We start from the raw sequence: 26,947 nt of genomic DNA, 5'->3' as shown, positions 1-26,947 counted from the left end.
CCGCCGGGTGTGTCGGAGACGGGCCTCACAGAATCGCGTAACTATTCGGCAGGGCGTACGATTTCTTTCGTGACCGAGCAACGTCCCCGTCGCACTCAGGCGCAGCGCCGTGCCGCGACCCGTGCCCGCATTCTGGCCTGCACCGCCGAGTGCCTGCTCGAAAGTGGTTACGCGGCAACCACGGTGAGCGCCGTACAGGAACGCGCCGGGCTGGCGCGTGGCACCGTGCAGCACCACTTCCCTACCCGTGCCGAACTACTCGTGGCCGCGACCACCCAGGTGGTCGATCAGCGGCTCGAGAAGTTCCGGCGGGAGGCCGAAATGCTGCCGCCGGGCCGCGACCGGCTGCAGTCGGTGGTCGATCTGGCCTGGCGCGACCTCAACAGTCCTGCCTTCTTCACCGCACTGGATCTGTGGGTGGCCGCGCGCACCGACGCCGAACTGCGTGACCGGCTCGTGCACGAGGAACAGCGGGTGTTCACCGAGATGCGCAGGCTCTACCTGCAGGTACTCGGCGAACCCTATGCCGCCGACCCGCGCGCGGAACTGCTGGTCGAGTTCACCATCGACCTGCTCACCGGCCTGTCGATGACGGCCATGCTCACCGGCACGCTCGGCGAACGCGAGGCGGTGGTGCGGCGCTGGAAGCGCGCGCTGGCCGTGCTGGTGGGGCAGTTGCCCGGTGACGAGCTGCTCGACGGCAGCCCGTTGCCGCTCACCGCGTCAGCGGGCTGAGCCCTTGGTGTCGCGGTTGACCACACCCACCGACGAGAGCCCGTGCCAGCACAGGGTCACGGTCATCTCGACCGCTTCGTGCTTGGGGATCGGGCGGCCCGCGTCGAGCCAGTGCCGTGCCGTGGAATGACTGGCGCCGACGAGGCTGAACGCGCAGGCGAAGGCGCGCACGTCGTCCATGCCCGCGGCCCGCAGCTCGGCACTGACCAGGACCGCGCAGGTGTTCATGGCATCGCGCACCCGCCACTGCACGCACGGTTCGCTCGGCACCGGTGATTCGAAGACCAGGGTGTGCCCACCGGCGTCCTCGTCGACGAAATCGAAGTAGGCGCCGACCGCGCGGCGCACCTTCTGCTCGCCCTTGGTGCCCGCCAGCGCCTTGCGCACACCGCCGACCATGCGGTCGAGGTAGCGCTGCAGGACCGCCAGGTAGAGGTCGAGTTTGCTCGCGTAGTGGGTGTAGAGCACCGGTTTGCTCATGCCCGCGCGGCTGCTGATGTCCTCCATGCTCGTGCCGTGGTAGCCGTAGGCGACGAACACGTCACGGGCGGCGTCGAGCACCACCTGGCGCCGTTGGGCGCGGGCGGCGTCCACGCTCGCTGCCGGTCCGGTCGCGAGGTCTTCGCTGTGGAGAATCGTCATGCGTTGTCCTCGGTCTCGCGGGTCGGGCCGTTCACCATGTCAGCACCGGCTTGATGACTTTACCGGTGCGCTGATCGTGTAGAGCGGCGGCGATGTCGTGGGCGTGGTAGCGGCTCACGAGTCGCTCGATGGGGAAGCGGCCCTGTGCGTGCAGGTCGAGCAGGTGGGGGATGAAGGTGGCGGCGATGCTGTCGCCTTCGAGGCAGCCGCGAATCGTCTTGCCCTGCAAGACGATATCGCCGACATCGAGGGGTGGGGTGCCCCGGCCGAGGCCGAGGGCGACCACGGTGGCACCGATGCCGAGTGCGGCGACGGCGTCGCCGAGCACGGCCGGGATTCCGGTGGTGTCGACGGCGTGTGTCGCGCCGCCGCCGGTGAGTTCCCGTACCCGCGCCGCCGTCGTCTCCTCGGCCGGGTCGAGCGCGGCGCAGGCGCCGAGCTCGAGGGCGAGTTCCCGGCGCGCCGAGGAGGTTTCGATGACGATGACGTCGACGTCGTCCACGGTGCGCGCGGCGAGCAGGGCGGCCATGCCGACCGCGCCCGCACCGTAGACCGCGAGGCGGGCACCGGGTCGGGGGCGGAGGACGTTGAGAACAGCGCCCGCCCCGGTCTGGAAGCCGCACCCCAACGGGGCGGCCAGCGCCGGATCGACGGTGGGGTCGACGACGACGGTGTTGTCCTCGGTGCTCAGCGCGTAACCGGCCAGGCTCGACTGCCCGAAGAAGCCGGACAGCACCGGCGACCCGTCGACCAGGACCCGTGGGGTGTCGTGGGCGCGGCGGCCGAAGTTGTTCAGCGTGGTCGCGTGCAGGCAGTAGGCGGGTCGGCCCGCGCCGCAGTTGGCGCAGTCGCCGCAGTGCCGGAAGGTGAGTACCACGTAATCGCCGGGCCGGACCGTGCGCACGCCGGGGCCGACCGCCTCGACCACGCCCGCGCCTTCGTGGCCGAGCAGGATCGGCCGGTCCGCCGCACCGGCACGTCGGGTGGCCAGGTCGGTGTGGCAGATGCCGGTGGCGGCCGTGCGGACCAGGATCTCCCCGGCGCGTGGCTCGTCGATGTCGACCGCCTCGACGGAGAACTCCGCCGAGGGATCACGCGAGAGCACGGCGGTGGTGCGCATCAGCTGTCCCGTTCCAGCAGGAAGTAGAAGTACTGACCGCCCTTGAGCACCAGCTCGGAGCGGCCGTTCATGATGCCCATCAGGGTGTTGTCATCGAGCCATTTGAAGTGGTCGAACACCGGGCGACCGTCGTAGACCATCGTCGCGGTGACCTCACCGCGGAACTCGATGTTCCACAGCGTCGCCTCGCCCTGCCCCATCTCGACGTTGGAGAACAGGGTGCCGTCCTCGGCGCGACAGATCAGCGGTTTGGCGTCGTCGAGGGCCAGGAAGTTCTTGCCGTACCAGCGGCTGGCGGGCAGGGCCCGGCACAGTGGGTGACCGGTTTGGAACGCCCCGCCCCGCCACTGGCCGAGGATGTCCTCGGCGCGGGCCGGGCGTAGCCGCGTCCATATCTCGTCGAGTTCGGCGGCGGAGACTGCCTCGGTCTGTGCCCGGAGTTGTTGCCAGCGCGGCTGTTCGGCCATGGGTGTCCTCGTCTCGCCGTTACCCGAACCAGGTGGTTCGGGATTGACCATAGTTCCGAACCAGATGGTTCGGCAAGAGGTAACATCCAGCGCATGCGAGCGGCAGGTGAGGCAACCAGGGAGCGAATTCTCGCCGCGGCCAAGGCGGAATTCGCCGAGTTCGGGATCGCCGGTGCGCGGATCAACCGGATCGCCGAGGCCGCGCACGCCAGCAAGGACCGCCTCTACGCCTATTTCCCCGGCAAGAAGGAGCTCTACGCCGCCGTCACCGAACGCTGGGCCAGCGAGGCTTCTTCGCGAACGGCCATGCGCGCCGAGGATCTGCCCGGTTACGTCGGGCGGCTCTTCGATCATTTCCTCGCCAATCCCGACGACGCGCGCCTGCAGGCCTGGGCCGATCTCGAGCCCGCCGAGGAAGAGGTGGCACGCGCGTTGCGCACGATGGTCGCAGGCAAGTTGGCCGAGTTGCGGCGCGGGCAACACGCGGGGCTCGTGACCCCCGATATCCCGGCGGCGCTGCTGCTGCGCATGCTCACCGACCTGGCCCGCACGACTGCCGTACATGCCGCCCAGGCCGGTGGCGCGCATGTGGCGACACAGCGTGCGGCGACCGTCCTCGCGGCGGCGCGCATGGTCGCCCCCTGAGCTCAGGCACCGGGGACGGTGTCGACGTGCAGCAATTGGCGGGCGATCAGGTCGGTGAGATGGTCTCGGGTGGTGTCGAATTCGCCGCGCAACCAGGCCGCGACGAGTTCGAGGGTGCCGCTGACCACGGTATAGGCGGCCATGTCGGTGTCCAGGGGCAGTGCCACCGGTGACGGGCGCAGTTCGCGGCTGACGGTGGCCATGGCGCGGGCGATGGCGTGCTGGGTGGCGAGCCGGGCCCGCTGCAGGGCTTCGGTGCTGTGGGCGTTGAGCAGCAGGGCGTGTCTGCGTGGGTCGTCGAGCAGGAAGCCGAGCGCGGCGTCGGCGGCGGCGTGGACCTGGCTGTGGATGTCGGGTCCGGCCGCGTGTGTGGCGGCGACGACGGCGACGATGCCCTCGGCGGTGTGGTCCTCGACCAGGGCGGTGAGCAGGGCGTCGCGATCGGTGAACTGTTCGTAGAAGTAGCGGTCGTTGAGCTTGGCCCGGGCGCAGACCGCGCGTTTGGTGACAGCGGCCGCGCCGTCGGCGGCGAGCAGGTCGAGGGCGGCGTCGAGCAGGGCCGCGCGTCGGCGGGCGCGGCGCTCGTCGGCGGCCACTCCCCCGTAGGTGCGGGGGGATGTCGCGGTGTCCTCGCTCTTGACCATGCCCCTATTGTGGTGCACCCTGACACCACACGAGTTTCTGGTGTCGCACGGCACCAGAATTGCGGAGGTGTGCCGTCCGGGCCCGTGCGGTCCGGGCGCTGGAACAAAGGAGTTCACCCATGACGTGTCCCGTGCCTCATGAACCGACGTCGTCGGCCGCCGGTCTCCCGCACGATGTCTCGGCCGCGGTCGAGAGATTCGAGCGAGTGGGCGGTTCGGTGCTGTTCGGACTGTTCGGCGTCGGGCTGTTCGACCAGCCGATGCTGCCACCGGTGTCGGCCGCACTCGAGGCGACGGGACGGTCGCGGTACCAGCCGTGGGCGCGGGCGGTGCGCACCGCGGCCGCCGACCAGCTCATCTACCACGGCACCGACGCCGACGCGGCCGCCGAGGCCGAGCGTCTGATGCTGCTGCACCGCGAGGTCAAGGGCGTCGGCCCCGACGGGCAACGCTATTCGGCGCTGGAGCCGCAGGCCTGGAACTGGATTCTGTACTCCACCTTCTTCGTCCAGCGCGGCGCCTACATCGCGTTGACCGGCACCGAACCGACGCTCGCGCAGAATCAGGCCATCTGGGACCACTACCGCTACAAGACTCGCGGCCTGCACCTGCGCGGCCACAACACCCCGATCGAGGACTACACCGACCTGGTCGCCCACTACGAACGCATGGCCACCGAGGAACTGCGCATCACCGATGCGCTGGTCGCCGCCACCGTTTCGGTGCGCGAGGGGCCCCGGCCGGATTTCGTTCCCGCCCTCGCCGGACCGCTGTGGCGCGCCGGTGCCCCGATGTTCAGTCACGTGGTGATGTTGCTCGGCTGCGGCATCATGCATCCTCGGGTGCGCGACCGCATGCCGATCACCTGGACAGCGCGTCACGACCTCGAGTTCCGGCTGCTCACCGCGGTGCTACGCACCGTCTTCGACCGGTTGCCCGCCACCGTCACCGATTCCCCGATGGCGCGTAACCGTCGCCGCTACGAACGGTTGGCCGCGAAGTACCGCCGGGTCGGGCTCACGTCGTTCGCGCCCGACCCGGCGCTGCGCCCGGTCCGCTACGCCGAGCCCGAGCCGGTGGCCAGCATCCGCAGCTGAACCAGGTCGCGCACGTACTTGGCGATCAGTTCGCGGCCCAGCCTCGGGATGTCCGGGGCGCCGACGATGTCGGCGTCCTGGACGGCGGCGCGGAATCCGTCGGCGGGCAACGCCGAACCGGCCAGGGGACGGACCGGGTGACGGTAGGCGTGCAGCAACGGCAACAGGGTGTGTCGGCGTTGCGCTGCGGGCAGCGCACCCAGGGCGGTGGCGAAGCGGTCGTGCCAGTCGTCGTAGTCCTCGACGCGGGTGATGTGATGTCCGGCTTCGATCAGCCAGTCGACGAAGTCGTCGAGGCCGATCCCGTCGTCGTGCGGGTTCACCACATCGTAGGTGCGGAATCCGGTGGTCGGGGCGAGCGCGGCGACGGCGGCGGCGACGAAATCGGCGGGCAGCCCGTCGTAGTGGGCGCGCTGCCGTCGGCCTTCGGAGTCGGTGCGGTAGAACGACTTCGGCGCCAGCCCGGTGATGAGGACGCTGAGCAGCAGTCGGGTGAACACGTCGGGCACGTTGAGCTGTCCACGGTAGCGGCTGTGGGCCAGGATCATGTCCGACCGGAACACCGTGACCGCCAGCCCGAACCGGTCGGCCGCTTCCCGTAGCAGCACCTCACCGGCCCATTTGCTGTTGCCGTAGCCATTGGCGTAGCCGGTGTCGAGGCGGCGCACGGGGCTCATGGTCCGCACGTCACCGTCTTCGGTGAAGTCCGTGGCCTGGGCGGCGACGGCCACCGTGGACAGGTACCCGACCGGCTTGCGGGTGGTGGTGGCGGCCAACCGGATGATCTCGGCGGTGCCGACCACATTGGGTCCGAACAACTGGTGGTACGGCAACACGTGGTTGACCAGAGCCGCCGAGTGCACGATCAGGTCGACGTCGCGCGCCAGCCGCTGCCACTGCTGTCGGGGCAGACCGAGTTCGGGTGCGCCGATGTCACCGGGCAGTACCTCGAGGGCCCGGTCGGCGAGGTCACGGAAGTGTTCGGCAAGGTCGGGGTCGCTGTCGTAGGCCGCGTCGAGGCGGGCGCGGGCCGACGCGGGATCGGCGCCGCGCACCACGCAGATCACGGTGCCACCGAGCGGGACGACACGGTCGAGCAACTCGAGCAGCAGGAACCGGCCGAGGTAGCCGTTGGCGCCGGTGAGCAGCACGGTCCGTGCGGGTGTCGCGGCTCTCGGCAGGCCGGGGGCCGTGCCGAGGGTGCCGGTGTCGAGGAACTTGTCCAGGGTCAGCTCCGCCGCCCGGATCTCGGTGGCGCCGCGACCGTGGACCGCGTCGGCGTCGAGGGTCGCCGCACCCGTGCTGATGTGGTCGATGAGGGCGGCCAGGGTGTTGTCGGGGCCGAGCAGGACGTTGACGGGAACATCGACATCGAGCAGTTCCCGCAGCAGCGTCGAATACGACAGCGCCGCCAGCGAATCCCCACCGAGATCGGAGAATCGGGTGTCGGTACGCACGGTGGCGGGATCGCGGCCGAGCACCGCACCCGCGGCCCTGACGACGATGTCGGAGATGGCCAGACCGGACGCCTCGAGCCGCAATCGTCGCAGTTCGTCGTCCTGGCGGTCGGCGAGCTCGTTGTAGAGCTCTTCCAAGCGTGGCCCGTACCGTTGTTTGAGCTTGGGGCGCAACAACTTCCCCACCCCGGAGAGCAGCCCGTCGGCGACGGTGAACGGTTCGGGCTCGATGAGGAACGCGCGTGGGATCTCGTACGGTTCCAGCCGCGCTCGCGCCGCCGCCCGGTGCAGGGCGTCGCGGATCGTGGCCTCGGCCCGCTCGGCGGGCACGGTGCTGGCCGGGACGACGACGGCGAGCAGGAACGCGCGATCACTGCTGCCGTACACGTAGATCTGCTGGATCGCCTCCGTCTCGGCGAACACCGCTTCCAGGCGCGAGACCGTCACGAATTCACCCTGGGACAGCTTGATGACATTGTTGCGTCGGTCGACATAGGTCAGCCGGTCGGGCCGAGTTCGGCGACGATGTCGCCGGTGCGGCAGAAACCGTCGGCGTCGAAGACCGCCGCGGTGGCCTCGGGGCGCCGGTAGTAACCGGCGATCATGGTGGTTGTCTTGAGGAGCAGTTCGCCTCGAGGATACGGCTTGTCGGTACCGAAATAGCCGAGTTCGGGCACGTCGACGAGCTTGTAGTCCAGCACCGGTGGGCGCATCACGCGAGTGTCGAAGATGACTCCACCGCCGGTCTCGGTCGAGCCGTACCCGTCGTGCAGGCGCAGCTCGAGCACGGATTCGACGAACGCGCACAGGTCCGCGGCGATGGGGGCGCTGCCACAGGAGACGGTCAGCAGGCGCCCGCCGAGGAGTTCTTCGCGCAGCGAGGTCCGCACCTGGTCGTCGGTGAGTTCGGGATGGCGTTCGCGGACGTCGCGGTAGTGCTGCTGGATCAGCTCGCACACGCGCGGGACGAGGAAGATCTCGGTGGGCCGCACCAGCGCGATGTCCTCGAACAGGGTCGAAATATCCGGTGCGGCCGTGAAGTAGGCGGTGCCGCCGCGAGCGAGGGCGGCGTCGAGGGTGAGCCTGGCCGCGATGTGACTCATCGGCAGGAAGTTCACGTTGATCACGGCGTACGGTCGCGTCGGCTGCCACCCGGCCGCGACGAGACGCCGCGTGTACATCGCGCCCTTGGGTGTGCCGGTGCTGCCGGAGGTGTAGATCAGCAGGGCCAGCGCGTCGTCGTCGGGTTCCACGTGCGGGGCGGGAGTGACGCGGGACCCGTGCGCGAGCACCTCGGCAAGAGTGCGGATGTCGGGCACGGTGTCGCGGGCGGCGCCGAGTGCCTCGCGGTGGCTGTCGTCGTCGGCGAAGTAGTCGAAGACCACCAGCATCGGCGGCGCGGTTGCGGCGGCGAGCACCTCGACGGCCGTTCCCAGATGCCCGATGTCGACGGCGACGACCTTCGGCGTGGTCTCGTCCAGAATCGCGCGGGTCTGGGCGGCACCGGCCCCCGACTGCAGCGGCACCGCCACGGCACCGAGGTGGATGACGGCCAGGTCGAGCACCGTGTAGTCGACACCGGTGAACCCGAGCATCGCCACGAAGTCCCCCGCCCGTACCCCGTCGGCGTACCACGCCGCGGCGACGGCCCGGGCCCGCTCCCACAGCGTGCGGTAGGTGATCACCTCGAACTCGGCGACCGTCCGCCGGACCGTCGCACCGTGTGGGTCGGGCACGAGTTCGGTGCGCCGGAACCCGAGGGCGGGCCGGTCGGCGTACCCGGTCATCGCCGCCTCGACGATCGCGCCGAGCGGCGATCCGGGAGCGGTCACGCGGGCGTGCACGTCGCCGAGGGGACGTGCGGCTCGAACCTGCGGGTCCTCGGTGAGCAGCGCGGTGAGCCGCCGCGCACCGGTGTCCTGATCGAGGCTCACCCCGCGTTCTCCGTCCTGGACTGCCCGTCGGTCGGGGTCGCGACGCGCACCCCGCGCCAGGCGCGGCGGATGGCCGGTTCGGGATCGATCAGCACACGCGAGGGGTGGTCGAAGATCTGGGTGGCTCGGTGGTCGGCGGTGTAGGCGGGCCAGGTGGGCAGGGGGCTGCCGGTGCGGGCGAAACTGAGCCAGTTGTCCTGCATGGCGCGCTGGACGGCGAGGAAGGCCCGGTATCCGCCCGCCGCGGTCAGCATGCGCCCGGCCGGGGTGTTCACCCAGCCGAAGACGGGGATCAGATCCAGGGCGTGGGTGGCGCCGAAACCGGCCAACCGCAGTGCGCGCGGGGCGAAGTCGAAACGGTAGGCGTAGGTGGGCGCGTGCGGGCTGTGTCCGTCGAGGACCTCGAGGGTTGGACGCAGGAACATGAAGTCACCGCCGATGCGGACAGCGGTCGCCGGGCTCGGGTAGCCGGGATAACAGGCGGCGACCCGTTCGAGGGCACCGGCTTCGCAGCGGGCGAAGGTGGTGGTGAGCTGGTCCTCGGTGTGCGGTACCGACTTCACGAAACGCTGGAACAGGGTCGCCTCGTCGCGGTTGGTTCCGATGATCAGCGGCACCGGGTGCGCGCGACCGGCGACGATCGCGTCCAGCGGCGCCTCGGGCAGGAACTCGCCGTCGGCGACGGGTGCGTAGGCGAAGCTGCCCGGTTCCTCGCGCAGGGCCCGGCCCAGGGCGCGGTCGGTGGCGCGGCACAGGGCACCGGCCGAGGTCGTGGTGAGGGCGGTGACGGCGTCGGCCGGGTCGGCGCCGAGGCGCTGCAGGCAGCGGCGGGCGAAGCGCTGCGCGTCCTCGGGGCGCAACGTCCAGTCGGCGGGGGCGCTCTGGGCGATGGCGCGATGGAACAGGCCACGCGCGGCGGGGGTGGCCATCAGGCTGATCACCGCGTGCGCGCCCGCCGATTCGCCGAAGATCGTCACATTGTCCGGGTCGCCGCCGAAGGCGCCGATGTTGTCCCGCACCCACCGCAGCGCGGCCACCTGGTCACGCAATCCGAGGTTCGCGTCGAAAGGGCGCTCCGGCGTGGAGAATTCGCTGAAGTCGACGTAACCGAGCCCACCGAGCCGGTAGTTCACCGACACCACGATCACGTCGCCGCGAACGGCCAGGCGGGCGCCGGAGTACATGCTGGAGGTGCCGATGACGTAGCCGCCGCCGTGGATGAACACCATCACCGGGCGCGGGCTCCGCGCGGGCGCGACCGGTGCGGTGACGTTGAGGGTGAGGCAGTCCTCGGCCACCGGTTGCCACGTGCGCGGCCCGACGCGGGCACCACTGGGGTGCTGGATCGCCGCGAACCGGAACCGGTCGGCGTCGCGCACACCGGTCCAGGGGCGCACCGGCTGAGGTGCGCGCAGGCGCAGGTCACCGACAGGAGGGGCCGCGTACGGGAGGGCGCGCCAGCGCACGACACTGCGGCCCGCTCGACCGCGCACGACTCCGTCGGCGGTCACGATCTCGAGGGGCGTCATTCCTTCACAGTACGTGGTACCGCTGGTACCGCGTGGGTCGTTCGGTGCGACCGGCACCGGATTCCCACCACTTAGGATGGGGTGATGGCCGCCGAATCGAGGCGTGATCCGCCCCAGGTCGATCCCGAGCAGGCGCCCCTCGCGGCGGGTACCGTGCGCACTGTCGCCGCACTCGACGCCCTGGTGTCCTCGTGCCGGGCCTGCCCACGTCTTGTCGCCTGGCGCGAGGAGGTGGCGCGGGTGAAGCGGGCCGCCTTCCGCGACGAGGACTACTGGGGCAGACCGGTGCCCGGTTTCGGCCCCGACGACGCCCGCATCCTCGTGGTCGGGTTGGCACCGGCCGCCCACGGCGGCAACCGGACCGGACGCATGTTCACCGGTGACGAGAGCGGCAACGTACTGTTCGCCGCCCTGCACGCGGTCGGCCTGTCGACCGGTGCGCATCCGGTGCGGGCCGACGACGGAATCGAACTGATCGACCTGCGCGTCACCGCCCCCGTACACTGCGCACCGCCGCAGAACAAACCGACCCGTGACGAAACACTGCGCTGCGCGCCGTATCTGAGCCGGGAGCTGGAACTGCTCGCCGACACCGTGAAGGTGATCGTCGTGCTCGGGGCGTTCGGGTGGCAGGCCTTGTTCACCGCGCTCGCCGAGGGCGGGTGGACGATCCCCCGCCCGCGTCCCCGTTTCGGCCACGGCGCGCAGGTGCTCCTCACCCACCCCGACGGACGAACGGTGACGGTGCTCGGCTGCTACCACGTCAGCCAGCGCAACACCTTCACCGGCATGCTCACCCCCGCCATGGTGCAAGAGGTGCTGCGGCGGGCCAAGTCCATCGCCGACAGCTGACCCCGGACCCGCCGAGTCCCTGGTCGGCGACGCGCTGCTGGTACGAGGTGTCGACGTCCGCGACATCATGACCCCGACCCGGGCCCCCGAGCACCACCTGACCTCCTTCGCCCGCGTCGACGGAACGACGGTCACCTATCCGCCCGAACACCCCTGACCTGCCAGATCAGGCGATTCCGTCGTGGTGGTTCGGGTGGGCGAGGCCGGGTAAGCGCGCGGTGAACAGGATCCGACACCGCTGATCGGCAGGGAGGCACGATGACCGTCGAACGGGACCATTCGCAGCCGGAAACCGGTGCGCTGTGACCTGGGTCGAGGACCGGCTCGGGCAGTTGCCGCATCGGGTCGCGCCGACGGCGGGGGCCAGTGTGCACGCGGTGACGATCGCGTGTCCGCGGGCGACGGTCGAGCAGTTCTGGCTCGATCCGGCGAACCTGTCCGCCGCGCTGGCCGGTATCGCCCACGTGGAATCGACCGCCCCGGACCGCTTGACGTGGTCGTTCGTGGAAAACACCGCCGCCGCCGCGCGGTGGGTGAGTCGCACGGTGCGCGCTCCCGGCGAGATCCGCTTCGTCGGCGGTCGCGACGCGGCTGGCCGGTCCCAGATCCGGCTGACCTTCGCCGACGCCCCCGGCGACCTCGGTACCGAGGTGACCATCCGCGTCACCAGCCCGCTGCCGAAACAGCTCACCGGCCATGCCGCGTTCACCGCCCTCTATCGGGCGCGCGCGATTCTGCAGACCGGGGAGGCGCCGACACTGACCCACAATCCGAGCGGACGCGAGCAGGAGACTGATGCGCGCACTGTGCTGGAACGGCGTGAACGACCTGGCCGTGGAGACGGTGCCCGACCCCCGCCTGGTGAATCCGCACGATGTGATCGTCGCGGTTCGGTTGAGCACCACCTGCGGTTCGGATCTGCATTTCATCGACGGCTACCTGCCCGGCATGCGCGAAGGCGATGTGATCGGGCACGAGTTCATGGGCGAGGTGCTCGAGATCGGCAGCGAGGTGGCGCGGATCGCCGTCGGTGACCGGGTGGTCGTTCCGTCGTTCATCGGCTGCGGCGCGTGCTGGTACTGCGGGACACGACACTTTTCCGCCTGCGACACCACCAACCCGAACGCCGCACTGCAACAACCGATCCTGGGTTTCCCGTCGGGCGGGATCTACGGCTACACCCATCCCTTCGGCGGCTATCAGGGCTCGCACGCCGAATACATCCGGGTGCCTTTCGGCGAGGTGAACTGTTTCCCGATTCCCGAGTCGATCACCGACGAGCAGGCCCTGTTCTGTTCCGACGCGCTGCCGACCGGGCTGATGGGCGCCGACTTCTGCGACATCTCCCCCGGCGACACCGTCGCGGTCTGGGGCAGCGGTGGCGTCGGGTTGATGGCCGCCCACACCAGCCGCCTGCTCGGCGCGGGCCGGGTGATCGTGATCGACCGTGTCCCCGAACGTCTCGACCTGGCCCGCCGCCACGCGGGCGCCGAGACCGTCGACTACACCGCTGTCGACAGCGTGCCCGCGACGCTGCGCGAGATGACCGGCGGTCGAGGCCCCGACGCGTGCATCGACGCGGTCGGGATGGAAGCCAACGGCACCGGCGTCCAGCACCTCTACGATCGGGCCAAGCAACTGTTGCGCCTGGAAACCGACCGGGCCACCGCGTTGCGTGAGGCGATCATGGCGTGCCGCAAGACGGGGGTGGTGTCGGTGCTCGGTGTGTACGGCGTCACCGACAAATTCCCGATGGGTGTGCTCACCAACAAGGGCTCACCTTGCGCACGGCCCAACAGTCCGGGCAGCGCGACGTGGCCCGCATGTTCGATTTCATCACCAGCGGACAGCTGGACCCTCGTACCTGATCACCCACGACCTGCCCTTGGCGGAGGCGGTCACCGGCTACGACATCTTCAAGAACGACAAGAGCGATTGCGTGCGCGCGGTCTTTCGGCCGTGAACGTCAGCGGTGCGCGTGGCGGGTGAGCTGGTCGACCGGGTCGTGTCCGCCGACGCCGGAGGCGAACTCGCGGTAGCGCAGGGTGCCGCCCGCGTCGGCGGCCAGCGGTGGGGTGTCACCGCCCGCCCCGTCGCCGAATCCGTGCAGCACCTCGGTGAGGGCGTCGGCGGCGCTGATCCTCGGTGCCCATCCGAGTTCGGTGCGGGCCCGGGTGGTGTCGAGCAGCGGGAGGTGCATCATCGCGTCGAACAGTTCCGGGGTGGCCGGGACCAAGCGAAACCACCAGCCGAGGGTGAGCACGGCTTTCACAACGCGGGGTGGGACGGGGAACGTTCTGGTGCGCAGGATGCGGGTGAGCGCGGCACGGTCGATGACATCGTCGGCGGCCAGATTGAACGCGCCCCGCACCTGCTCGGTCACCGCCAGGGCGTAGGCGCGCCCCACATCGCTGCTGTGCAGCGCCTGGAACCGCAGCCCCCACGGGTACGGCAGCACGGGCAGCACACCGGGTCGCAGCAACGGGTTGGGCAGCAGCGGCCCGGCGAACAGACGACGCTGTGAGCTGGCCGAGGCGTATTGGAAGGTGAACGCCGGACGCATCCGCACCACTCGGACGTCGGGGTTGTCGCGTTCGAAGATGTCGAGCAACCGCTCGACATACGACTTCTCGGCCATGTACGCGGCGGCGGGCCAGCCTTCGGTCGCCCAGTTCTCGGTGACGGGTTCGTCGTCGTCGCGCGGTGCGTACGCACCGACCGAGGAGGCGCAGATCACGGCGGGGACCTCGGCCTCGGCGACGGCGGCGAGCACCCGCTCGGTGCCGTCGACATTGGTGTGCCAGGTATCGAGCGGTCGGTGCGTCGGCTGGAACACCCAGGCCAGGTGCACCACGGCGTCGGCACCGAGGAACAGCGAGACCAGGTCGGCATCGCGGACATCGGCGCCGACCCAGTCGACGCCGCCGAGCCCACGCTCGGGTCTGCGTCGCGCCATTCCCAGCACCGACGTCACCGCCGGTGTGGCGGTCAGTGCCTCGACCACCGCGGTGCCGACATTGCCCGTCGCGCCAACCACGACCACCCGCATCGCACCCTCCTCGGCTCGGTTCGCACCCTGGCCATTACCCGCGCCCGCGCCGCCGACACCGCTCCGACCCGATCTGTTTGACGCGCCGCGCACGTGGAATCGCCTCGTCGACGACCACCGTCCGAGGGAGGACGCTCATGCCGTTCGACCAGATCGATCCGAGCTTCCGTGGGCCCGGCCCCGAATCCGTCGATCACGTCGCCGCGCGCCGCCCCCGCGTCGTCGTGCTCGGTGACGCGGTGCTCGACGTGTGGAAGTGGGGTCGCTGTCACCGGTTGTGCCGGGAAGGCCCGGTGCCGGTGGTCGATGTCGCCGACACCGCGAAAGTGCCTGGTGCGGCGGCGAATACGGTGGTCAACCTCGCCGCCCTCGGCGCCCGAGTGCGGCTGGTCGCCGCGGTCGGCGACGACGAAGCGGGTGCCACGCTGCGCGATTCGCTACGTCACGCGGGCGTGGACACCGACACCCTGCTCGCCGACCCCGCCCGGCACACCGAGCTGAAGGTGCGGGTGCTGGCCGACGAGCAGATCCTGCTGCGCTACGACGAGGACCGCGCCACGGCACCCACCGACACCACCGCCCTGCTCGCCGCGCTCGACACCGCCCTCGCCGACGCCGACGCCCTGCTGATCTGCGATTACGGCGCCACCCTCGACGACACCGTCCGTGCCGCGCTGTGCGCCCGCCGCGACAGCCTCCCCTGCTGGTGCTCGACGCACACGCACCGGCCCGCTGGCAGTCACTGCGCCCCGATCTGGTGACTCCCAACGCCGAGGAGGCGGCGGCGCTGCTCGACACGAGTGTCGGCACCGACCGTGCGGGGTCGTTCGTCGACCACCGTGCCGAGCTCATGGCCCGCACCGGGGCGGGCGCGGTGGTGGTGACCCTCGACAAGGACGGCACCGTGCTGCTCGTGGACGGCAAGCCCGCGCACCGCACCTGGGCGGTCGCGGTGCCGGAGAACCGCTGCGCCGGTGCCGGTGACACCTTCGTCGCCGCCCTCACCGCCGCCGTCCTCGACGCGATGCCGCTGACCGGCGCGGTCGAGTTCGCCCAGGCGGCCGCCGATGTGGTGCTGCGCAGTCCCGGCACCTCGGTGTGCCGCTGTCCCGAGCTGCGCGCCCGCCTCGGCGGCGAGGGCTCCGGGGTGCTCTCGCGCGATCAGTTCGTCGCGACGGTGCGCCGCGAGCGGGCCTCGGGTGCGCGGGTGGTGTTCACCAACGGTTGCTTCGACGTGCTGCACGCCGGTCACATCGCCTGCCTCAACGAGGCCAAGAACCTCGGCGACATCCTGGTGGTCGCGGTGAACTCCGACAGCAGCGTGCGCAGCCTCAAGGGCCCCGAACGACCGGTGAACACCGCGGGCGACCGGTGTGCGGTGCTGGCTGCCCTGAGCTGTGTGGACCACGTGACCGTCTTCGACGAGGACACCCCCGCCGAACTGTTGCGCGCCACCGAGCCCCAGCTCTATGTCAAGGGCGGCGACTACAGCCCCGAGATGCTGCCCGAGACCGCGGTGGTCACGGAATACGGCGGGCAGGTCCGGGTTCTGGACTACCTGGCCGACCATTCGACGACCACGATGATCGACCGAATCCGCGGCCGCGTCGGGGAACGGTGAGTCGGTCGGCTCGGCATCATCGCCGACGGTCGCCGACCGTGGCGTCCAGGCTGATCGCCGCACGCCAGCGACGTTCCGGCCGCAGCGAAGTGACCACGGTGGCGGCGGTGAGGAGTTCGTCCACCTCACGGCACACATCCTCGACGGTGACCGAGGCGACGATCGAGTTGTCGTGCTCGCAGCGCGGGGCGCCCTCGTCGGTGAGGGTGGCCCCACAGAGCTGGCAGCGGGTGGTCCAGGCGGTCAGCACCCGATCGTTGGCCCGATTGAGCGGACCGGCGTTGACGAGATTGCCGATCCAGAAGATCCCGACCGTCGGGATGCAGAGCGCTTTGGCCAGGTGCCGTGGCCCACTGTCGTTGCCGACGAAAACCGTGGTGCGCGTGAGCAACCCGCACAGTTCGGTCATGTCGGCATCGACGAGGCAGTGCACGCGGCGGGTGTCGCAACCGCCCACCCGGTCGAGGATTTCGCGCAACAGCGGACGGTCGTCGTTGGCACCGATCACCTCGACATCGGCCCCTGCCCGTACACAATGCTCGATGACTTCGGCGAATTTGCTTGCGGGCCAGCGCCTTCGAGGGTCGGTCGCCGACGGGTGCACGGTCACCACCGGACCCGACGCCGACCCGACGAGACGTTCGCCCGCGGCCTCGTCGTCGGCGGTGACGGTGATCCTCGGTTCGAGCGTGACCGGCGCGGCCCCGGCCAACCCGACCACTTCGAGCGCACGGATCATCTCGTGCTGGTAGTACCGGAACGGGGTGGTCCTGGTCAGCCCGATCGCCCCGTCGGCCCGGGAACCGACCGTCCACCGAGCTCCCGTGCGACGAAGGAACCGGTTCGACCAGGCCCCACCGCCGTGCAGCTGAACCCCGAGATCGACACGCTCCCTCGCGGTTTCGTCGAGCAGCGCGTCCTCGGCGGGTGAGTTCGGTGGTGGCAGCACCCGGACGTCGTGCACCGGCCCCGGCCGTGATCGCAGCAGCGCGGCATGCAGCGCCGAACCGAACAGGGTGATCCGTGCCGACGGGTAGGCCGCGCCCAACGCCTGGATCGCGGGCAGGGCGAGCAACAGGTCGCCAAGACCGCCGCCACGGAGTACCACGATGCGTTCGACCTCCGGGAACGGCGGTGCGATCGGCCCGAAAACGCTCTCGCCGGACACGGTCGTCATCTCGGCACTCCTTACCCGACGTTCCTCGGTGGCGGTGATCGCTTCGGCCGCAGTACCCCGCCGCCCCGCCCTGAAACAGCGGCGGCGAATCCGGCATGCCGCTGTTTGGGCTGGTCTTCGCAGGGCATAGCGCACAGCGAGAAACCGGTCAGCCCCGCAAGGCGGTGCACTTCCCGGCCGCCGCTCGCCCGACGAACGGAGTCCGCGTTGAAGATCGCCATGATTTCCGAACACGCGAGTCCGCTGGCGCCGCTGGGTGGCACCGATGCCGGGGGCCAGAACGTCCACGTCGCCGCCCTCTCGGCCACTCTCGCCCGGGGCGGGCACGACGTGATCGTCTACACCAGGCACGACGGCACCTACGATGAGCGCACCGTCCACACCGACGACGGCTACCGCGTCGTCCACGTCCCCGCGGGCCCTCCACGTCCGATCCCCAAGGACGAAATCCTGCCGCACCTGGGCGAATTCGCGGCGTTTCTGCGCGACGACTGGGCCCGCGAACACCCCGACGTGGTGCACGCCCACTTCTGGATGTCGGGGATGGCCGCCGAACTCGCCGCCCACGGCACCGGCATCCCCGTCCTGGTCACCTTCCACGCGCTCGGCACCGTCAAACACCGGTACCAGGGCCGCGCCGACACCAGCCCACCCGCCCGCATCCGCATCGAACGCCTGGTCGCGTCGCGGTCGGCGCGGGTCATCGCCACCTGCTCCGACGAGGTCGGCGAACTGAGCAAGATGGGTGTGCCACCGCATCACGTGTCGGTGGTTCCGTGCGGTGTCGACCTGGATCTGTTCACCCCGACGGCCCGGTCGCCGAACGCGGCGCACCGCACCGCATCCTGTCGGTCGGGCGGATGGTGCCGCGCAAAGGCTACGACCTGGCCATCGCCGCCCTACGCGAGTTACCCGACACCGAACTGGTCGTCGTCGGCGGCGCCGACGACAAGGGCAGACCCCATGCCGAGGCGCGGCGGCTGCGCGGCTGCGCGCAACGCGTCGGCGTCGGCGACCGTGTGCACCTGCGCGGTTCGGTCGAGCACACCGCCATGCCCGAATTGATCCGTTCCGCCGACGTCGTGGCCTGCACACCCTGGTACGAACCGTTCGGCATCATGCCGCTCGAGGCGATGGGCTGCGCGCGACCCGTGGTCGCCACCGCTGTCGGCGGCATGCTCGACACCGTCGTCGACGATGCCACCGGCGCCCTGGTGCCACCCAACTCCCCCGAGGTCCTGGCCGCCGCGATCCGCCCACTGCTCGACAACCCGCGACTGGCCGCCACCCGAGGCACGGCCGGCCGCCGCCGAGCCGAGAACACCTACTCCTGGGAGCGGGTCGCCACCCGAACCCTCACCGCCTACCGCAAGGTATCCGCGCGCCGCGTCGACCGGGCCGCGATGTCGGCATGACCCCGCGTTGAAAGGAGTTCCATCCCCGTGAATCCGACAACACGCCCGCTCGGCACCGTCCTCGTCACCGGCGGATCCTCAGGTCTCGGCGCCGCGACCGTCGCCGCGATCCGCGCCGCGGGCGGCACCCCCGTCGTACTCGACCGCAACGCCCCCGCCGACGGAATCGACTGGGAGCAAACAGATCTCGCCGACACCGACGCGGCGACGGTCGCCGTCGAACGCGTACTCCGCCGCACCGGTGGCCGCCTCGACGCGGTGTTCACCGCCGCGGGGACCGACGCCTGCGGTCCGCTCGACGGTGTATCGGCCGACAAGTGGGAGAATGTGGTCAAGGTGAATCTGTTCGGCACCGCCGCGGTCGTCCGCGCGGCACTGCCCGCCCTGCGTGCGAGCCGGGGCACCGTCGTCACCTGCGCTTCCACCCTCGGCATGCGGGCGTTGCCCGACGCCACCGCCTATTGCGCGTCGAAATTCGGGGTCGTCGGCTTCACCCGCGCCCTGGCCGCCGAAACCGCGGGCGAGGTCGGTGTCACGCTGCTGGTGCCCGGCGGCATGGACACCGCGTTCTTCGACGACCGGACCCCGCAGTACCAGCCACCGGCCGACGCGAAACTCAACCGCCCCGAAGACGTCGCCGCCGCGGTCGTCTTCGCGCTCTCCCAACCACCGGGCTGCCAGGTACGCGAACTCATGGTGTGCCCGTCGACGGAGCCGTCGTGGCCATGACGACGATCCTGGCCTGGCACGTGCACGGGTCCTGGATGAGCTCGTTCGTCCAGGGACCCACCGCTACCTGATTCCGCACGACCCACGCTGGGGCGGGTGGGCCCTCGGCCGCTGCGGACGACCGTGGCCGGTCGCCGCCGAAGAGATACCCCCGAGGCGCTCGCCGACGAACACGTGGATGTCGTGGTGATCCAACGCCCCCGCGAACTGGAACTGGCCCAGCGCTGGCTCGGCCGCACCCCCGGTGTCGACGTCCCGATGATCTACGTCGAGCACAACACCCCGTCCGGGCACGCCGCGACGACCCGGCATCCGATGGCCGACCGCGACGATCTGACGCTCGTCCATGTCACCGAGTTCAACCGGTTGATGTGGGACAACGGGCACACCAGGGTGCGCGTCGTCCCGCACGGCGTCCTCGATCCCGGCCCCCTCTACACCGGCGAACTCGAACGGGCCGCGACGATCGTCAACGAACCGGTGCGCCGCTGGCGGGTCACCGGCACCGACCTGCTCGCCGAACTCTCCGACACCACCCCGATAGACGTGTTCGGCATGGAAACCGACCACGTCCACACCGCCCTCGATCGACCTCACGACCGCGTCTGCGGGCACGGCGACCTGCGACAGGACCGACTCCACGTCGAAGTCGCCCGCCGCCGCGTATTCGTCCACACCCCACGCTGGACCTCGCTCGGCCTGTCGGTACTCGAGGCCATGCATCTGGGGATGCCGGTCGTCGCCGTGGCCACCACCGAGGCGGCCGCCGCGATCCCGCCCGAGGCCGGGGTGGTGTCCACCGATGTGTCGGCCCTGGCCACCGCACTGCACCGTTTCGTGGCCGAACCGGATCTGGCCCAGCTCACCGGCAAGGCCGCCCGGCAGTGGGCGCAAACCCATTTCGGTATCGATCAGTTCGTCGAACGCTGGAACGAACTGCTCACCGACACCGTGGCGGGCGCGCGCCGATGAGGCATGTCCTGGTGGCCAGACTCGACAGCGCGGGCGACGTTCTGCTCACCGGGCCCGCCGTCCGCGCGATCGCGGCGGGCGCCGACCGGGTCACCTTCCTCGCCGGACCACGCGGTGCCGCCGCGGCCGACCTGCTGCCCGGCGTGGACGAGGTCGTCGAATTCCACGCCGGATGGGTCGATTTCGACGCGCCCCCGGTCACCGGAGACGTCATCGACGCACTGCTCGACACCATCCGCGCCGTCGCACCGACCGGAGCCGTCGTCTTCACCTCGTTCCACCAGTCGCCGCTGCCGTTGGCACTGGTGCTGCGCATGGCCGGGGTCGGTCGCATCGCGGGCATCAGCATCGACTACCCCGGCGCACTGCTCGATGTGCGCGACACCCGCGACGAGGACCGGCCCGAACAGGTCCGCAATCTGGCCCTGGCCGAGGCCGCCGGGTTCACCGGCGACGGCGACCGGCTCCGGATCCGCGAAGACCTGCTACCCGATGTCACCGCCCGCACCGGCGGACCCGGCTACATCGTCGTCCATCCCGGCGCCGCCGTACCTGCCCGCCGCCCCGCCCCCGAGCGCATGAGAAGACATGTGGCAGCGCTGGTCCGGGCCGGATACCGGGTACTGGTCACCGGTGGGCCCGACGAGCACACCGCCGTCGTCGCCGACGGGCTCGCCACCGACCTCGGCGGCCGCACGGACCTGGCCACGCTGGCGGCGATCCTGCGCGACGCCGAGGTCGTCGTCGCGCCGAACACCGGGCCCGCGCATCGTGCCGTCGCGGTCGGCACACCCGTGGTCTCCCTGTTCGCGCCGGTCGTCCCCGCCGCCCGGTGGGCGCCCTACGGTGTTCCCGCCGTCGTGCTCGGCCGCTCCGCCGCATGCGAAGGCACCAGAGCCCGCACCTGCCCGGTTCCGGGACACCCGTGCCTCGACACCATCACCTCCGAGGAGATCGTCGACGCGGTCGACGCCTTGTGCGTCCCACCAGCCGACACGAGGCGGCCCGCATGAACACCTGGTCACTGACGCGGACGAACGGATCCGCTCGAAACGGCCGGTCGCGGTCCTCCCCACCGGCGGCGGTGCTCTTCGATCGCGATGCGACGCTGATCGACGACGTCCCCTATCTCGGCGACCCGACGCTGGTGCGTCCCGTGCCCGGTGCCGTCGACGCACTGACCCGACTACGCGCCGAGAACATCCCACTCGGGGTGGTGAGCAACCAGTCCGGCATCGCCCGCGGCCTCATCACCTACAACCAGGTCCGCGCGGTCAACACCGCCGTCGAACAACTACTCGGCTCCTTCGACACCTGGCAGATCTGCCCGCACGGACCCGACGACAGCTGCGCTTGCCGGAAACCGGCTCCCGGCATGATCCTTCGCGCCACGGCCGAACTCGGTGTCGCGGCCGCCGACTGTGTCCTGATCGGCGACATCGGTGCCGACATCGCCGCCGCCCAGGCCGCCGGATGCGCCGCGATCCTGGTGCCGACCCCGGTGACGCGCCGCGCGGAGATCGACCACGCCCACGCCACCGCCCTGGTCGCCCCCGATCTGCCGACCGCCGTCGCCCTGGCCATGGCGGGCGCCACCCGAAAGGAGCTCGCGCCATGAACGACTCGCCCGGCACCCAGCACCTGGTCCCCGAGACCGGGTCGGATCTGGAACAGCATTTCGGTGCGCTCGGTGTCGCCCTGGAACGCAACCGCACCGCCGCGATCCGACGCATCTGGTCGTGGGGCGAACAACTCACCGACATCTACCAACGCAACAGTCGGCTGTTCGCCTGTGGAAACGGTGGCAGCGCCGCCGAAGCCCAGCATCTGAGCGCCGAACTCACCGGCCGTTTCCGCGCCGAACGCCGCCCGCTGGCCGCGATCGCCCTGCACTGCGACACCTCCGCGACCACCGCCATCGCCAACGACTACGGCATCGAGGAGATGTTCGCCCGCCAACTGCGCGCCCACGGCCGACCGGGCGACGCCCTGGTGGTGCTCTCCACCAGCGGCACCAGCCCGAACGTCGTCGCCACCGCCAAGACCGCGCACGAAATGGGCATCACCACCTGGGCGCTGACCGGACCACCACCCAACACCCTCGCCTCGGTCTGCGACGACGCCATCGCGGTCGAAGCCGACACCGTCGCCACCGTCCAGGAAATACATCTCGTGCTCGCCCACGCCCTGTGCACCGCCCTCGACGCCGCCTTGGAGGCACTGTGACCGCCCACCCCGGACCGATCGTCGTGCTCGGTGACGTCTTCCTCGACATCGACGTCGACGGTCACTGCGAACGCTACAGCCAGGACGACGCCCCGATCGTCGACGTCACCACCACCCGCTACCGGCCCGGCGGGGCAGGCCTGGCCGCTCGCCTCGCCGCGGGTGACGCCGACGAGGTGGTCCTGGTCGGCGGCTTCGCCAACGACCACGCCGGACACCAGTTGCGTGCCCTGCTCGAGCCGTACGTGCAGGTCATCGCCGTGCCGTTGCACGGGTCGACGGTGTGCAAGCAGCGCGTGCGCGCCGACGGCCGCTGCACCGACAGCGACGAGCCCGTAGTGATCGCCCGCTGCGATTCGGGCACCGGGAAAGTGGCGCCCGGGCCGATCCCCACTGATATCGACAGCGTCCTGGCCCGCGCCTCCGGGGTGCTGGTGTCCGACTACGGCCGCGGCATGACCGCACACCCGCAGATCCGTGGCCTGCTGCGCACGCTCGCGCCGCGTATCCCGGTGGTGTGGGATCCGCATCCGCTGGGTTCGCTGCCGATCCCCGACACCGCCATCGTCACCCCGAACCGCAGCGAGGCATTGCGGCTCCTCGATTCGGCCTCGACGATCCGCGACACCAGCACCCTGGCCCGCCTGTGGTCGGCCCACGCTGTCGCGGTGACGCTCGGACCCGACGGCGCCTACCTGTGCGGCGCGGAATTTCCCGCCGGGCTGCGCATCCAGGTACCGCCGGGCTGCCGTGCACCCGAGGGCGTCGACATCTGCGGTGCCGGTGACCGGTTCGCCGCGGCGGTCACCGTGGTGCTGGCCGAAGGCGAGTCGACCGAGCCCGCGGTGCGCCACGCGGTGAGCGCGGCCGCCGACTTCGTCGGCAACGGTGCCGCCTCCTCGCTCGCCGAACCCGAACCGCCCCTGGGGAACACCATGGTCGAGGTGGTCGGGTGGCGGTGATCCTGGCGCTGCGGGCCCTCGGCATCGGCGACCTGCTCACCGGGTTGCCCGCGCTGCGGGCCCTGCGCGCCGCCCACCCCGACGACCGGCTCGTGGTCGCCGCCCCCGCGTCGTTGCAGCCACTGCTGAAACGCGCCGACTGCGCCGACGCCCTCCACCCCACCTCCGACCTCGCCGCCTTCGAATGGCCAGGCCCACCGCCCGAGCTGGCCGTCAACCTGCACGGCAGCGGTCCCCAGAGCATCACCGCGCTGGCCGCCACCCGCCCGGGCACCCTGCTCACCCACGCGCATCCCGAGTTTCCCCACCTGGCCGGGCCCGCGTGGGATCCGTCGCCGCACGAAGTCGACCGCTGGTGCCGACTGCTCGAATGGGCAGCCGTTCCCACCGACCGCAACCGACTGGAGCTGGCCGTCGACGCACCCCGACTCGGCCACGTCATCGTCCACCCCGGTGCGTCGGCGCCCGCCCGACGCTGGCCCCTCGACCACTTCGGTGCCGTCGCCGCCCATCTGCGCGAACGCGGATTCACCGTGGTGCTCACCGGCAGCGCGGACGAACGCCCCCTCACCGACACCGTCGCCATGCTGGCCGGGCTGCCCGCATCGGCCTCGCGCGCGGGCGACCACAGCATCGACGAACTCGTCCACCTCGTGGCAGGAGCCCGTCTGCTGGTCAGCGCCGACACGGGCGTCGGACACCTGGCCACCGCCGTGTCCACCCCCTTGGTCCTGCTGTTCGGTCCCGTCTCCCCGGCCCAGTGGGGACCCCCTCCATACCTGCGGCGACACCACGCGCTGTGGGCAGGGCTACCCGGCGACCCGTTCGCCGACACCCCCGACCCCGGTCTACTCGCCCTGACCGCCACCCAGGTCATCGCGGCCGTGGAAACACAGCTGCGCGAAACCTGACCCCGCGTTTACCGCCCACACCAGCGGGCATGCGCCCGTCATCCAGGAAGAAGGGCCGGGTGAGCCCGGCCACCGAAAGGAGCTCGCCGTGTCCACCGCAACCACCTTGGACCGCCGATGATCGACACCCTCACCGGAATCCCGAACACTCTGGTGCGCAACGCTTTCCAAGCCGGTGCGAAAGTCAGGCACGCGCGGGTGTTCCATCCGCGCGGCCTGCGCCTGGCCGGACGTTTCCACGCCGCCGCCGACTTCGTGCCCTGGTTCGGGCCGGGCGAACGCGCCGTCATCGGCAGACTGTCCAAAGGCATCGGCACCCCCACCGGCATCCCCGACGTACTCGGGCTGGCCTTCCGCGTCCTCGACCGCGACGACCACCCCTGGGACTTCGCCCTGGCCACCACCGGACGCGGCACGCTCGGTCGATTCGTCGTCACCGCCGCACGCGGCTGGGACCGCGCCTGCTTCGGTTCGCTCATGCCCTACCGCTTCGGTGACGACGCGCCGGTGTGGCTGTTCGCCGAACCCCTCGACGACCTCCCCGGCACCGCCTCCTTGCAAGCCCTGCGCGACCACCTCGACAACGACCGCCTCCTACGGTTCGCCCTCACCGCCGAAGCCCTCGGCGGCACGGCGATCCCCGTCGGCGAACTCGACCTGCGCCGCGCCGAACCCGGCGAACACCGCACCGACTTCTTCGACCCGATCCTCAACCGCCCGGCCGGTGTCGCCCTCGTCCCGCACGCACTCGACCGGCTCCGCGAAAGCGCCTACACCGGCAGCAGGCGCGGCCGCGCCGACCAAAACGACACTCCCCCAACATGATTCCTGTTACCCCGCCCCCTACCGGGTATGCCGAGCACATGACCACAACCACCGCACCCGCACCAACCCCCACCGAGGACATCGCCGACGCGGTGCGCTCGGCACGCGCCGCCCAGCCCGGTTGGGCCGGGGTCCCACCCGCCGATCGCGCCACCATGCTGCGTGCCGCCGCGGCGGCCGTCCGCGCGCACGCCGACGAACTCGCCGACACCCTCGCGACCGAAACCGGGCGGCCCTCCTCCTCCGGCCGCGAGGGAGTCCTCGCGGGAGCGGCCACCCTCGACCAATACGCCGAACTCGGCCCCTTGCACCGGGGCAGGTCCCTCCAGGGCTCCCCCGAGGCCACCGACTTCATGATCCCCGAACCGCGCGGGCTCGTCGTCGCCCTCACCCCATGGAACGACCCGGTCGCCATCGCCTGCGGGCTGCTCGGCGCCGCCGTCGTCACCGGAAACACCGTGCTGCACAAGCCGAGCGAACGCTGTCCCCGCACCGGCGAACTCCTCGGACAGATCATGGCACCGCACTTTCCCGACGCGGTCCTGGCCACCGTCACCGGCGGCGCCGACATCGGCGCCCTGCTCACGACCTCCCCCGAGGTCGACGTGATCGCCCATGTCGGCAGCAGCGACACCGGACAACGCATCGCCGCCGCGGCCGCCCGCACCGGCGCCAAGGTCCTGCTCGAGAACGGTGGCAACGACCCGCTGCTCGTCGACGCCGACGTCGACCCCGAATGGGCCGCCGAGCAAGCCGCGCTCGGCGCCTTCGCCAACGCGGGCCAGATCTGCGTGTCGGTCGAACGCATCTACGTCCACAGCGCCGTCGCCCCGCGATTCCTCGAGGCACTGTGCGCCCGCGCCACCGCGTGGAACGAACACCCGCAACCACTCGTCGACGCCCGCCAACGCGCCCACGTGCACGACCACGTCGCCGACGCCGTCGACCACGGCGCCCAGGTCCTCGTCGGCGGCCACATCCCCGACGGCCCGGACGCGACCTATCCGGCCACCGTCCTCACCGACTGCCTGCCCCAGATGCGGGTGCTGCGCGAGGAGACCTTCGGTCCTATCGCCGCCGTGCGCGTGGTCCCCGACTTCGACACCGGCCTCGACGAAGCCGCCACCGGCGAATACGGCCTCGCCGCCACCGTCCTCACCAACTCCATGGACCACGCCCAACGAGCCTGGCGCACGCTGCCCGTCGCGACCGTGAAGATCAACGCCGTATTCGGCGGCGCGCCGGGCGGAGCCGCCCAACCACGAGGCCGATCCGGCAACGGCTTCGGCTACGGCCCCGAACTGCTCGACGAAATGACCACCGTGAAAGTCGTCCACGTGAGGAGTGCACCATGCCCCAGCAAGCACTGACCGGTAAGCGCGTCGCCATCCTGGCCACCGACGGTGTCGAACAGGTCGAACTCGTCCAACCCCGCACCGCCGTCGAAGACGCGGGCGCGACCACGACCCTGATCTCCCTGGAACCGGGCAGCATCCAGGCCATGAACCACGACGTGGAGAAGGGCGACACCTTCACCGTCGACCAGGTCGTCAGCCAGGCCAGCCCCGACGACTACGACGCTCTCATCCTGCCCGGCGGCACGACCAATCCCGACAAACTCCGCCAGGACAGCTCCGCGGTCGGCTTCGTCAAGCAATTCGCCGCCACCGGCAAACCGATCGGCGTCATCTGCCACGGCCCCTGGACTCTCGTCGAAGCCGACGCGGTCCGCGGCCGCACCCTCACCGCATACCCCAGCGTGCGCACCGACATCCGCAACGCGGGCGGTACCGTCGTCGACGAGGAGGTCGTCACCGACAACGGCCTCGTCTCCAGCCGCAATCCCGACGACCTACCCGCGTTCTGCGCCAAGATCGTCGAGGAGTTCGCCGAAGGCCGTCACTGACCGACGCACGGTGCGCCGCGAGTCACAACTGT

The 26,947-nt window shown here is 70.7% G+C and carries 23 protein-coding genes and 3 pseudogenes; 18 read left to right on the top strand and 8 right to left on the bottom strand.

Going from position 1 to position 26,947, the window contains the following annotated elements; translation table 11 throughout:
* The first annotated feature begins 69 nt into the window (after window positions 1–69).
* Entirely contained in the window at window positions 70–735 is a 666-nt protein-coding gene (locus NC7_RS14755) for a TetR/AcrR family transcriptional regulator (protein WP_067983320.1), read from the top strand.
* On the opposite strand, the gene NC7_RS14750 is transcribed toward NC7_RS14755, so the two are convergent.
* Genes NC7_RS14750 through NC7_RS14740 form a run of 3 tightly spaced genes read right to left on the bottom strand, consistent with a single transcriptional unit; the run spans window position 724 to window position 2,964 of the window.
* Entirely contained in the window at window positions 724–1,377 is a 654-nt protein-coding gene (locus tag NC7_RS14750; RefSeq protein ID WP_067983318.1) for a TetR/AcrR family transcriptional regulator, read from the bottom strand. The two genes, NC7_RS14755 and NC7_RS14750, sit on opposite strands and share 12 nt — an antisense overlap.
* A gap of 31 nt (window positions 1,378–1,408) precedes the next feature.
* Entirely contained in the window at window positions 1,409–2,497 is a 1,089-nt protein-coding gene (locus NC7_RS14745; RefSeq protein ID WP_067983316.1) for an NAD(P)-dependent alcohol dehydrogenase, read from the bottom strand.
* Entirely contained in the window at window positions 2,497–2,964 is a 468-nt protein-coding gene (locus NC7_RS14740; RefSeq protein ID WP_067983314.1) for a DUF4334 domain-containing protein, read from the bottom strand. Before NC7_RS14740 ends, NC7_RS14745 begins: the two co-directional genes overlap by 1 nt.
* A 93-nt stretch (window positions 2,965–3,057) precedes the next feature.
* On the opposite strand from NC7_RS14740, the gene NC7_RS14735 reads away from it, so the two are divergent.
* Window positions 3,058–3,609 carry a TetR family transcriptional regulator gene (locus tag NC7_RS14735; RefSeq protein ID WP_067983312.1) on the top strand — a complete coding sequence of 184 codons (552 nt, stop codon included), beginning with the start codon at window positions 3,058–3,060 and terminating at the stop codon, window positions 3,607–3,609.
* Window positions 3,610–3,611: 2 nt separating this feature from the next.
* Here NC7_RS14735 and NC7_RS30385 read toward each other — a convergent pair whose 3' ends face one another.
* A complete protein-coding gene (locus NC7_RS30385; RefSeq protein WP_067983310.1) occupies window positions 3,612–4,253 on the bottom strand; it encodes a TetR family transcriptional regulator in 642 nt (213 codons plus the stop codon).
* Window positions 4,254–4,372: 119 nt separating this feature from the next.
* Between NC7_RS30385 and NC7_RS14725 the strand changes: the two genes are divergently transcribed.
* Window positions 4,373–5,350 carry an oxygenase MpaB family protein gene (locus NC7_RS14725; RefSeq protein ID WP_067983308.1) on the top strand — a complete coding sequence of 326 codons (978 nt, stop codon included), beginning with the start codon at window positions 4,373–4,375 and terminating at the stop codon, window positions 5,348–5,350.
* On the opposite strand, the pseudogene car reads toward NC7_RS14725, so the two are convergent.
* Both car and NC7_RS14715 read right to left on the bottom strand, forming a co-directional pair.
* Window positions 5,311–8,741 (bottom strand): annotated as a pseudogene (gene car / locus NC7_RS14720) (carboxylic acid reductase). The gene NC7_RS14725 and the pseudogene car sit on opposite strands and share 40 nt — an antisense overlap.
* The gene (locus tag NC7_RS14715) at window positions 8,738–10,270 is read right to left on the bottom strand and encodes a carboxylesterase/lipase family protein (protein ID WP_067983737.1); all 1,533 of its coding nucleotides are present in this window, start codon (window positions 10,268–10,270) and stop codon (window positions 8,738–8,740) included. Before NC7_RS14715 ends, car begins: the two are co-directional and overlap by 4 nt.
* An 84-nt stretch (window positions 10,271–10,354) precedes the next feature.
* Between NC7_RS14715 and NC7_RS14710 the strand changes: the two genes are divergently transcribed.
* Both NC7_RS14710 and NC7_RS14700 read left to right on the top strand, forming a co-directional pair.
* Entirely contained in the window at window positions 10,355–11,122 is a 768-nt protein-coding gene (locus NC7_RS14710) for a uracil-DNA glycosylase (RefSeq protein WP_067983306.1), read from the top strand.
* Window positions 11,123–11,917: 795 nt separating this feature from the next.
* A pseudogene (locus NC7_RS14700) lies at window positions 11,918–13,085 on the top strand (zinc-dependent alcohol dehydrogenase).
* A 3-nt stretch (window positions 13,086–13,088) separates the two neighbouring features.
* Here NC7_RS14700 and NC7_RS14695 read toward each other — a convergent pair.
* A complete protein-coding gene (locus tag NC7_RS14695) occupies window positions 13,089–14,171 on the bottom strand; it encodes an NAD-dependent epimerase/dehydratase family protein (protein ID WP_067983301.1) in 1,083 nt (360 codons plus the stop codon).
* 137 nt (window positions 14,172–14,308) lie between these two features.
* On the opposite strand from NC7_RS14695, the gene NC7_RS30165 reads away from it, so the two are divergent.
* Together NC7_RS30165 and rfaE2 are read left to right on the top strand one after the other, a co-directional pair.
* Complete coding sequence (locus NC7_RS30165; RefSeq protein WP_255285055.1) at window positions 14,309–14,932, top strand: PfkB family carbohydrate kinase; 624 nt, start codon at window positions 14,309–14,311, stop codon at window positions 14,930–14,932.
* Entirely contained in the window at window positions 14,878–15,792 is a 915-nt protein-coding gene (gene rfaE2, locus NC7_RS30160) for a D-glycero-beta-D-manno-heptose 1-phosphate adenylyltransferase (RefSeq protein ID WP_255285054.1), read from the top strand. The genes NC7_RS30165 and rfaE2 overlap by 55 nt, the downstream gene beginning before the upstream one ends.
* A gap of 16 nt (window positions 15,793–15,808) precedes the next feature.
* Here rfaE2 and NC7_RS14685 read toward each other — a convergent pair whose 3' ends face one another.
* Complete coding sequence (locus tag NC7_RS14685) at window positions 15,809–16,969, bottom strand: glycosyltransferase family 9 protein (protein WP_084458490.1); 1,161 nt, start codon at window positions 16,967–16,969, stop codon at window positions 15,809–15,811.
* 207 nt (window positions 16,970–17,176) lie between these two features.
* Here NC7_RS14685 and NC7_RS30510 point away from each other — a divergent pair.
* The 11 genes and pseudogenes from NC7_RS30510 to NC7_RS14630 all read left to right on the top strand — a co-directional run bounded on the left by NC7_RS30510 (window position 17,177) and on the right by NC7_RS14630 (window position 26,915).
* Window positions 17,177–18,384 (top strand): annotated as a pseudogene (locus tag NC7_RS30510) (glycosyltransferase).
* Between the two features lie 21 nt (window positions 18,385–18,405).
* Window positions 18,406–19,113, top strand: coding sequence for an SDR family oxidoreductase (locus NC7_RS14675; RefSeq protein ID WP_373861254.1), 708 nt, complete (start codon window positions 18,406–18,408; stop codon window positions 19,111–19,113).
* A 96-nt stretch (window positions 19,114–19,209) separates the two neighbouring features.
* Window positions 19,210–20,085: a glycosyltransferase gene (locus tag NC7_RS14670; protein WP_307613595.1), complete on the top strand. Its 876-nt coding sequence runs from the start codon at window positions 19,210–19,212 to the stop codon at window positions 20,083–20,085.
* A complete protein-coding gene (locus tag NC7_RS14665) occupies window positions 20,082–21,098 on the top strand; it encodes a glycosyltransferase family 9 protein (RefSeq protein ID WP_067983298.1) in 1,017 nt (338 codons plus the stop codon). Before NC7_RS14670 ends, NC7_RS14665 begins: the two co-directional genes overlap by 4 nt.
* Window positions 21,095–21,703, top strand: a complete 609-nt coding sequence (locus tag NC7_RS14660; RefSeq protein ID WP_084458524.1) for a D-glycero-alpha-D-manno-heptose-1,7-bisphosphate 7-phosphatase — start codon at window positions 21,095–21,097, stop codon at window positions 21,701–21,703. The genes NC7_RS14665 and NC7_RS14660 overlap by 4 nt, the downstream gene beginning before the upstream one ends.
* Window positions 21,700–22,311 carry a D-sedoheptulose-7-phosphate isomerase gene (locus NC7_RS14655; RefSeq protein WP_067983296.1) on the top strand — a complete coding sequence of 204 codons (612 nt, stop codon included), beginning with the start codon at window positions 21,700–21,702 and terminating at the stop codon, window positions 22,309–22,311. The genes NC7_RS14660 and NC7_RS14655 overlap by 4 nt, the downstream gene beginning before the upstream one ends.
* Entirely contained in the window at window positions 22,308–23,273 is a 966-nt protein-coding gene (locus NC7_RS14650; RefSeq protein WP_067983295.1) for a PfkB family carbohydrate kinase, read from the top strand. Before NC7_RS14655 ends, NC7_RS14650 begins: the two co-directional genes overlap by 4 nt.
* Window positions 23,264–24,184 carry a glycosyltransferase family 9 protein gene (locus tag NC7_RS14645; protein WP_067983293.1) on the top strand — a complete coding sequence of 307 codons (921 nt, stop codon included), beginning with the start codon at window positions 23,264–23,266 and terminating at the stop codon, window positions 24,182–24,184. Before NC7_RS14650 ends, NC7_RS14645 begins: the two co-directional genes overlap by 10 nt.
* A 117-nt stretch (window positions 24,185–24,301) precedes the next feature.
* Window positions 24,302–25,009, top strand: coding sequence for a phosphodiesterase (locus NC7_RS14640; protein ID WP_067983292.1), 708 nt, complete (start codon window positions 24,302–24,304; stop codon window positions 25,007–25,009).
* A 38-nt stretch (window positions 25,010–25,047) separates the two neighbouring features.
* On the top strand, window positions 25,048–26,379 hold the full coding sequence (locus NC7_RS14635) for an aldehyde dehydrogenase family protein (protein WP_067983290.1): 1,332 nt from the start codon (window positions 25,048–25,050) through the stop codon (window positions 26,377–26,379).
* Complete coding sequence (locus tag NC7_RS14630; protein WP_067983288.1) at window positions 26,361–26,915, top strand: type 1 glutamine amidotransferase domain-containing protein; 555 nt, start codon at window positions 26,361–26,363, stop codon at window positions 26,913–26,915. The genes NC7_RS14635 and NC7_RS14630 overlap by 19 nt, the downstream gene beginning before the upstream one ends.
* Window positions 26,916–26,947 lie beyond the last annotated feature (32 nt).

This window comes from Nocardia caishijiensis NBRC 108228, from assembly GCF_001612825.1.
Lineage (GTDB): Bacteria > Actinomycetota > Actinomycetes > Mycobacteriales > Mycobacteriaceae > Nocardia > Nocardia caishijiensis.
The sequence above is the reverse complement of the archived record's forward strand: the minus strand, read 5'-3'. Positions and strand labels throughout refer to the sequence as shown.

Bases quoted from the DNA above. Each gene is read 5' to 3' on its own strand.
- NC7_RS14695 (WP_067983301.1), bottom strand. From the start codon at position 14,171: ATGCGGGTGGTCGTGGTTGGCGCGACGGGCAATGTCGGCACCGCGGTG.
- NC7_RS14660 (WP_084458524.1), top strand. From the start codon at position 21,095: ATGAACACCTGGTCACTGACGCGGACGAACGGATCCGCTCGAAACGGC.
- NC7_RS14725 (WP_067983308.1), top strand. From the start codon at position 4,373: ATGACGTGTCCCGTGCCTCATGAACCGACGTCGTCGGCCGCCGGTCTC.
- NC7_RS14665 (WP_067983298.1), top strand. From the start codon at position 20,082: ATGAGGCATGTCCTGGTGGCCAGACTCGACAGCGCGGGCGACGTTCTG.
- NC7_RS14640 (WP_067983292.1), top strand. From the start codon at position 24,302: ATGATCGACACCCTCACCGGAATCCCGAACACTCTGGTGCGCAACGCT.
- NC7_RS14635 (WP_067983290.1), top strand. From the start codon at position 25,048: ATGACCACAACCACCGCACCCGCACCAACCCCCACCGAGGACATCGCC.
- NC7_RS14710 (WP_067983306.1), top strand. From the start codon at position 10,355: ATGGCCGCCGAATCGAGGCGTGATCCGCCCCAGGTCGATCCCGAGCAG.
- NC7_RS14715 (WP_067983737.1), bottom strand. From the start codon at position 10,270: ATGACGCCCCTCGAGATCGTGACCGCCGACGGAGTCGTGCGCGGTCGA.
- NC7_RS14740 (WP_067983314.1), bottom strand. From the start codon at position 2,964: ATGGCCGAACAGCCGCGCTGGCAACAACTCCGGGCACAGACCGAGGCA.
- NC7_RS14655 (WP_067983296.1), top strand. From the start codon at position 21,700: ATGAACGACTCGCCCGGCACCCAGCACCTGGTCCCCGAGACCGGGTCG.
- NC7_RS14685 (WP_084458490.1), bottom strand. From the start codon at position 16,969: ATGACGACCGTGTCCGGCGAGAGCGTTTTCGGGCCGATCGCACCGCCG.
- NC7_RS14750 (WP_067983318.1), bottom strand. From the start codon at position 1,377: ATGACGATTCTCCACAGCGAAGACCTCGCGACCGGACCGGCAGCGAGC.
- NC7_RS14630 (WP_067983288.1), top strand. From the start codon at position 26,361: ATGCCCCAGCAAGCACTGACCGGTAAGCGCGTCGCCATCCTGGCCACC.
- NC7_RS14745 (WP_067983316.1), bottom strand. From the start codon at position 2,497: ATGCGCACCACCGCCGTGCTCTCGCGTGATCCCTCGGCGGAGTTCTCC.
- NC7_RS14735 (WP_067983312.1), top strand. From the start codon at position 3,058: ATGCGAGCGGCAGGTGAGGCAACCAGGGAGCGAATTCTCGCCGCGGCC.
- NC7_RS30165 (WP_255285055.1), top strand. From the start codon at position 14,309: ATGCCGTTCGACCAGATCGATCCGAGCTTCCGTGGGCCCGGCCCCGAA.
- NC7_RS30385 (WP_067983310.1), bottom strand. From the start codon at position 4,253: ATGGTCAAGAGCGAGGACACCGCGACATCCCCCCGCACCTACGGGGGA.